At 65.4% G+C, this 4,838-nt stretch carries 5 protein-coding genes; 3 read left to right on the forward strand and 2 right to left on the reverse strand.

The window, feature by feature from the left end:
• Both L981_RS32110 and L981_RS32115 read right to left on the reverse strand, forming a co-directional pair.
• On the reverse strand, positions 1–205 hold a 205-nt coding region (locus tag L981_RS32110), incomplete at its 3' end, for a chemotaxis protein CheW (protein WP_043626543.1).
• 2 nt (positions 206–207) lie between these two features.
• Positions 208–2,307 (reverse strand): methyl-accepting chemotaxis protein, encoded by a 2,100-nt coding sequence (locus tag L981_RS32115; protein ID WP_043626545.1) that lies wholly within the window; start codon positions 2,305–2,307, stop codon positions 208–210.
• Between the two features lie 370 nt (positions 2,308–2,677).
• On the opposite strand from L981_RS32115, the gene L981_RS35300 reads away from it, so the two are divergent.
• From L981_RS35300 to L981_RS32130, 3 genes are all read left to right on the forward strand, one after another.
• Positions 2,678–2,836, forward strand: a complete 159-nt coding sequence (locus L981_RS35300) for a hypothetical protein (RefSeq protein WP_043626547.1) — start codon at positions 2,678–2,680, stop codon at positions 2,834–2,836.
• Positions 2,837–3,103: 267 nt separating this feature from the next.
• A complete protein-coding gene (locus tag L981_RS32125) occupies positions 3,104–3,703 on the forward strand; it encodes an SCO family protein (RefSeq protein WP_043626551.1) in 600 nt (199 codons plus the stop codon).
• Between the two features lie 161 nt (positions 3,704–3,864).
• Positions 3,865–4,740: a 50S ribosomal protein L11 methyltransferase gene (locus L981_RS32130; RefSeq protein WP_043626554.1), complete on the forward strand. Its 876-nt coding sequence runs from the start codon at positions 3,865–3,867 to the stop codon at positions 4,738–4,740.
• Positions 4,741–4,838: the final 98 nt, after the last annotated feature.

Genomic DNA, 4,838 nt, shown 5'->3' on the forward strand with positions numbered 1-4,838 from the left:
GGGCCGCCATGTCGATGACCGGGATCACCGCGCCGCGCAGGTTGATGAGACCGAGCACGTAAGGTGGCGTGTGCGGCATCGGGGTCACCGGCGCCCAGCCGCGGATTTCGCGGATCGCCATGATATCGATGCAGAATTCCTGGTCGCCGAGGTGGAACGACACGATTTCGAGATAGGCGCCGGACTGCTTGATTGCGTTGCTCATGATCAGAATTCTTCCCAGTTCTCACCGGAGGCCGTCGTCGACGGCACCGAGCCCGGTTTGTTGCCGAATGCGCCCGCAAGCTTGCCCATCAGGGCCTTGGCGGGGGATGGAGTTGGAAACGAGGCCATTTTGGCCGCGCCGATCTTGCGCAGAGGCACCGCTTCGCTGGTGCCCTTGGCTGCCGGCCGCTGAACGGCCGAAACCGAAGGTGCGTTTGCCGGCACCGGCGCAGCGGTCCTTGCCGCCGGCGTCACGGGCGTCGGCGCCGCGGTCGGCATGGCGCGCCGCATCGTGTGCCCCTCGCGGAACTGGCCGACGAGGTCCGTCAGTCGCTCCGCGTCCTGCGCCAGTGTGTGGCTGGAGGCGTTGGTCTGCTCGACCATCGCTGCGTTCTGCTGCGTCATCTGGTCGAGCTGGCCGACGGCCGTGCTGATCTCGTGGAGGCCGGTCGACTGTTCGCGCGCCGCCATCACGATCGAGGTCATCAATTCGTTGATGCGCGCGACATCGGTGCCGATCCGCCCGAGCGCCTCGCCGGTCGCCTGCACCAGCTTGACGCCTGAGCCGACCTCGGTGCCGGAGCGGCTGACGAGTGCCTTGATGTCCTTGGCAGCACCGGCTGCCCGCTGCGCCAGCTCGCGCACTTCCTGCGCGACGACCGCAAAGCCCTTGCCGGCCTCACCTGCGCGCGCCGCCTCGACGCCGGCATTCAGCGCCAGAAGGTTGGTCTGGAAGGCGATCTCGTCGATGACGTTGATGATCTTGCCGATTTCGTTCGAGGCCCCCTCGATGCGCGCCATGGCGGCGATCGCCTGGCCGACGATGCGGCCGGACTCCTCGGCATTGGTGCGGGTCTGGTCGACCATCTGGCTCGCCTCTTCGGCGCGCTGGGTCGCTGTGCGGACCGTCACGGTGATTTCGTCGAGTGCGGCCGAGGTCTGCTCCAGGGAGGCGGCCTGCCGCTCGGTGCGGCGCGCCAGGTCGTCGGCGGCCGTGCGCATCTGCCGACCGTTGGATTCGATCGATAGCGCATTGTCCTTGACGCTCGAAAGCACCACGCGCAGCCGCTCGACCGTCTGGTTGAAATTCTGCCGCAGCTGGTCGAGATTGCCGTCGAACGGCCGGTCGATGGCAACCGCGAGATCACCCTCGGCAAGCTGCGTCAGGGCGCGGCCGAGAGTGTCGATCGCCGCCTGGATACGGCGCACCGCCTCCTCGCGCTCCTGCTGCTGCTGTTCGCGTTCCCTCTCGATCTCGCGGCGGCTGTGTGCGGCACCCTGTTCGAGCGATTGCTTCTCGATCGCCGACAGGCGGAAGAGGTCGACGGAGCGCGCCATCGCGCCGATTTCGTCGCCACGGTCGAGTGCTTCCAGCTTGGTCGAAAGTTCGCCTTTCTGGATCCGCTGCATGCCGTCGCGCAAGGACAGAATGCCCCGCCTGAGCGTGCTGCCATGGAACCAGAGCAGATAAAGCAGCGTCGCCATGGCAAGGAGGCCAGAAGCGAGCTGAAGCTGGAACGCCTGGTCGGAGGTGGCGCGCGCCTCGGCAACGCGCGTCTGAACCAACGTCGCTGCCGCCTCGGAGAGATTGGCGAGCGCTTGAGCAACCCGTTCGCCGGCGCCGTCGATCGCGTCGTCGATCTTGCCGAAGTCGTCGGCCGAAGCCTTGCCCTCGATCAACGCCTTCAGGTCGGTGCCGATCGCCTGGCGCAGTTCGGCCACGTCGGCGTCAAAGGTCGAAAGCGCATCGCTGCGGCCGATGAGGCCGGCAAGCGCCTTGATATCGGTCGATTTCGTCTCGAGCAGCTTCAGGATCTCGGCGATGCTGGCGGCGCGCGCCGGCTGGATCGCGCCCTCCTCGCGGTCGATGATGCTGTCCATCGCATTGAGCACGAGATTGGTGGTCGCAAGCCGGACCTCGTCGACCGTGGTCAGCCCGTTCTGCGCGGCGAGCGCGCCTTGCAGGGCATCGTTGGCCTGGCGGCCCTCGTACCAGCCGACGCCGAGCACGGAGCCGAAACCGACGAAAGCGGCACCGGCAAGCGTTGCCAGCCGTTGGCTTACGGAAAGATTGCGCTTCAATGGGGAAGATGCGGCAGTCATAGACAGTCCATGCTCACGGACCCGGCGCGGGCCGGATCCTCCGTTAGGATCGATGCGGAAAACCGGGCTCGATCAAACCGGATGACCTCATGTCATGTCGGAGCACAACGCTCCCCCCGCGCTGGAAAAACACTGTCAAACAGACCTTAAACATTCGCTAAGGCGCCCCATAGATCCCCAGGGAAAACGCCTTATTTTCGAGTTTGCGCATATTTGCTGCAAGCGCCGGTTTTCCCGGCATTTAAGGGCACAATCCATCAGCGCGCCGGGCACCGCTTTTCACCCCGGTCTGGTCGGGCCCGTGCAGAACCACGGCCCGTCGGCAAGCACGCCCGCTTCCCCTTGCCGCCCGAACTGCTATGATGACGCCATGAACACGAAGACCGCGCGCTCGATCCGCCTTCCCCTCGCCGCGACCCTTGCGGCGGCGATCGCCGTCGTCCTGCTGCTCGCCTTCCGCGGCTGGATGGAAAACGGCGCCGAGATGTTCCTGGCCCTCGCCCTATCGGGCCTCTCCTGGTGCCTCTAGCATAGACGAGCGTCGCCGAGATCGGACGCCGCCCCTGACCTTTAAGTTCTCCCCGGACAGTGTTGACGCGGGAGATTGCCACACGGCCCCTTCTCCCCGTCATGATGGGGAGAAGGTCGCGACAGCGGGCTGAGGGGCAGTTCCCGACCGCGATGCACCGCCACAACCTGCGGCAATTGTCCCATTTGCGCGGGGTCCGTGAAGGCGGTATCAAGGGCCGATCAACCGGACACGGCCGTCTTCGGCCCCAACACATCGGTAGCACGCATGAAAACCATCCGCATCGTCCTTTGGGCCGCCGTCGTCGTCATGGCGGGTATCCTGGGCTGGCTGACCTATGAAATGACCCAGTCGAAGCAGCAGGCGGCATCCGGCCCCTTCGGCGTTCCCTTCACGCTGGTCGCCCAGGACGGCAAGGAAATCACCGAGAAGGCCTTCACCGGCAAGCCGACGGCGCTCTTCTTCGGCTTCACCCATTGCCCCGAGGTTTGCCCGACGACGCTGTTCGAACTGAACGGCTGGCTGGAAAAGGTCGATCCTGACGGCACCAAGCTGCAGGCCTATTTCATCACCGTCGATCCCGAGCGCGACACGCCGGAAATCCTCGGCCAGTACGTATCCAACGTCTCCAAGCGCATCACCGGCATTTCCGGCCCGGCCGACAAGGTCATGGAAATGGTCAAGGGCTTCCGCGTCTATGCCAAGAAGGTGCCGGTCGACGCCGCCAAGCCCGATGGCGACTACACGATGGACCACACCGCATCGGTGTTCCTGCTCGACGCCAACGGCAAGTTCTCCGGCACGATCGCCTACGAGGAGAACCCGGAAACGGCGGTCAAGAAGCTGGAAAACCTGACCAAGGGCTGAACCCTTCGATCGTCACCTGAAGATGCAAGCGCCGGCCCCGTCCGGCGCTTTGCCTTTGCAGGGCAATCGTGATAGCGCACAGCACACGATTGCCGACGCTCGAGCGCACCCCTTTCACGGCTTGGTGCGGGCGGCGGATTTGCCAGCCGAAGGACGGACCCTTGAGCGAGATCAGACTTTTCGTCACCACCACCGAGAAGCAGGCGGAAGCCGTGCTCGACCGCATGAGCGAGGTCTTCGGCGAAGAGGACTATGCCATCGGCACGACGGAAGTCGACGAGAAGCGCGACATCTGGGAAGCCTCGATCTACATGATGATGGTCGACGAGGGGAGCGTGAACGAACGTCTCACCGAGGCGCTTTCCGAAAACTTCGCTCATCTCCCGATCGAGCGCGAAGTGCTGCCGGATATCGACTGGATCGCCAAGTCGCTCGAGGGTCTGGCGCCGGTGCGCGCCGGCCGCTTCGTCGTGCATGGCTCGCATGACCGCGACAAGGTCAAGACCGGCGAGATCGCCATCGAGATCGACGCCGGCCAGGCCTTCGGCACTGGCCATCACGGCACCACCGCCGGCTGCCTCGAAGTGCTGGCCACCGTCGCGCGCACCCGCACCGTGAAGAACGTGCTCGATCTTGGCACCGGCAGCGGCGTGCTCGCAATCGCCGCCTGGAAGCTGATGCACGTGCCGGTGCTTGCCACCGACATCGACCCGATCGCCACCCGCGTCGCCGAAGAAAACGCCCGCGTCAACGGCGTCGTGACCGGCATGACCTTTGCGACCGCCCCCGGCTTTCACTCGACGGCCTTCAGCACCAACGGCCCGTTCGATCTCATCATCGCCAACATCCTCGCCCGCCCCTTGATGAAGATGGCGCCGCAACTCGTCGCCAACCTTGCCCCCGGCGGCTCGGTGATCCTGTCCGGCATTCTCGCCGAACAGCGCTGGAAGGTGCTTGCCCACTACAACGGCCAGCACCTGCGCCACGTGCGCACCATCTGGCGCAACGGCTGGGTGACGATTCACCTGGAGAAGTGAGGCGCGGGTCCGGCGGCGATTGAGGCTGCCCCTCATCCGCCCGGTGAGGGCTTGCCCCTCATCCGCCTGCCGGCACCTTCTCCCCGCAAGCGGGGCGA

Source organism: Ensifer sp. ZNC0028, assembly GCF_000799055.1.
In the GTDB taxonomy this organism is placed as follows: domain Bacteria; phylum Pseudomonadota; class Alphaproteobacteria; order Rhizobiales; family Rhizobiaceae; genus Ensifer.

Coding starts and splice junctions, on each gene's coding strand:
- L981_RS32115 (WP_043626545.1), bottom strand. CDS start 2,307: ATGACTGCCGCATCTTCCCCATTGAAGCGCAATCTTTCCGTAAGCCAA.
- L981_RS35300 (WP_043626547.1), top strand. CDS start 2,678: ATGAACACGAAGACCGCGCGCTCGATCCGCCTTCCCCTCGCCGCGACC.
- L981_RS32125 (WP_043626551.1), top strand. CDS start 3,104: ATGAAAACCATCCGCATCGTCCTTTGGGCCGCCGTCGTCGTCATGGCG.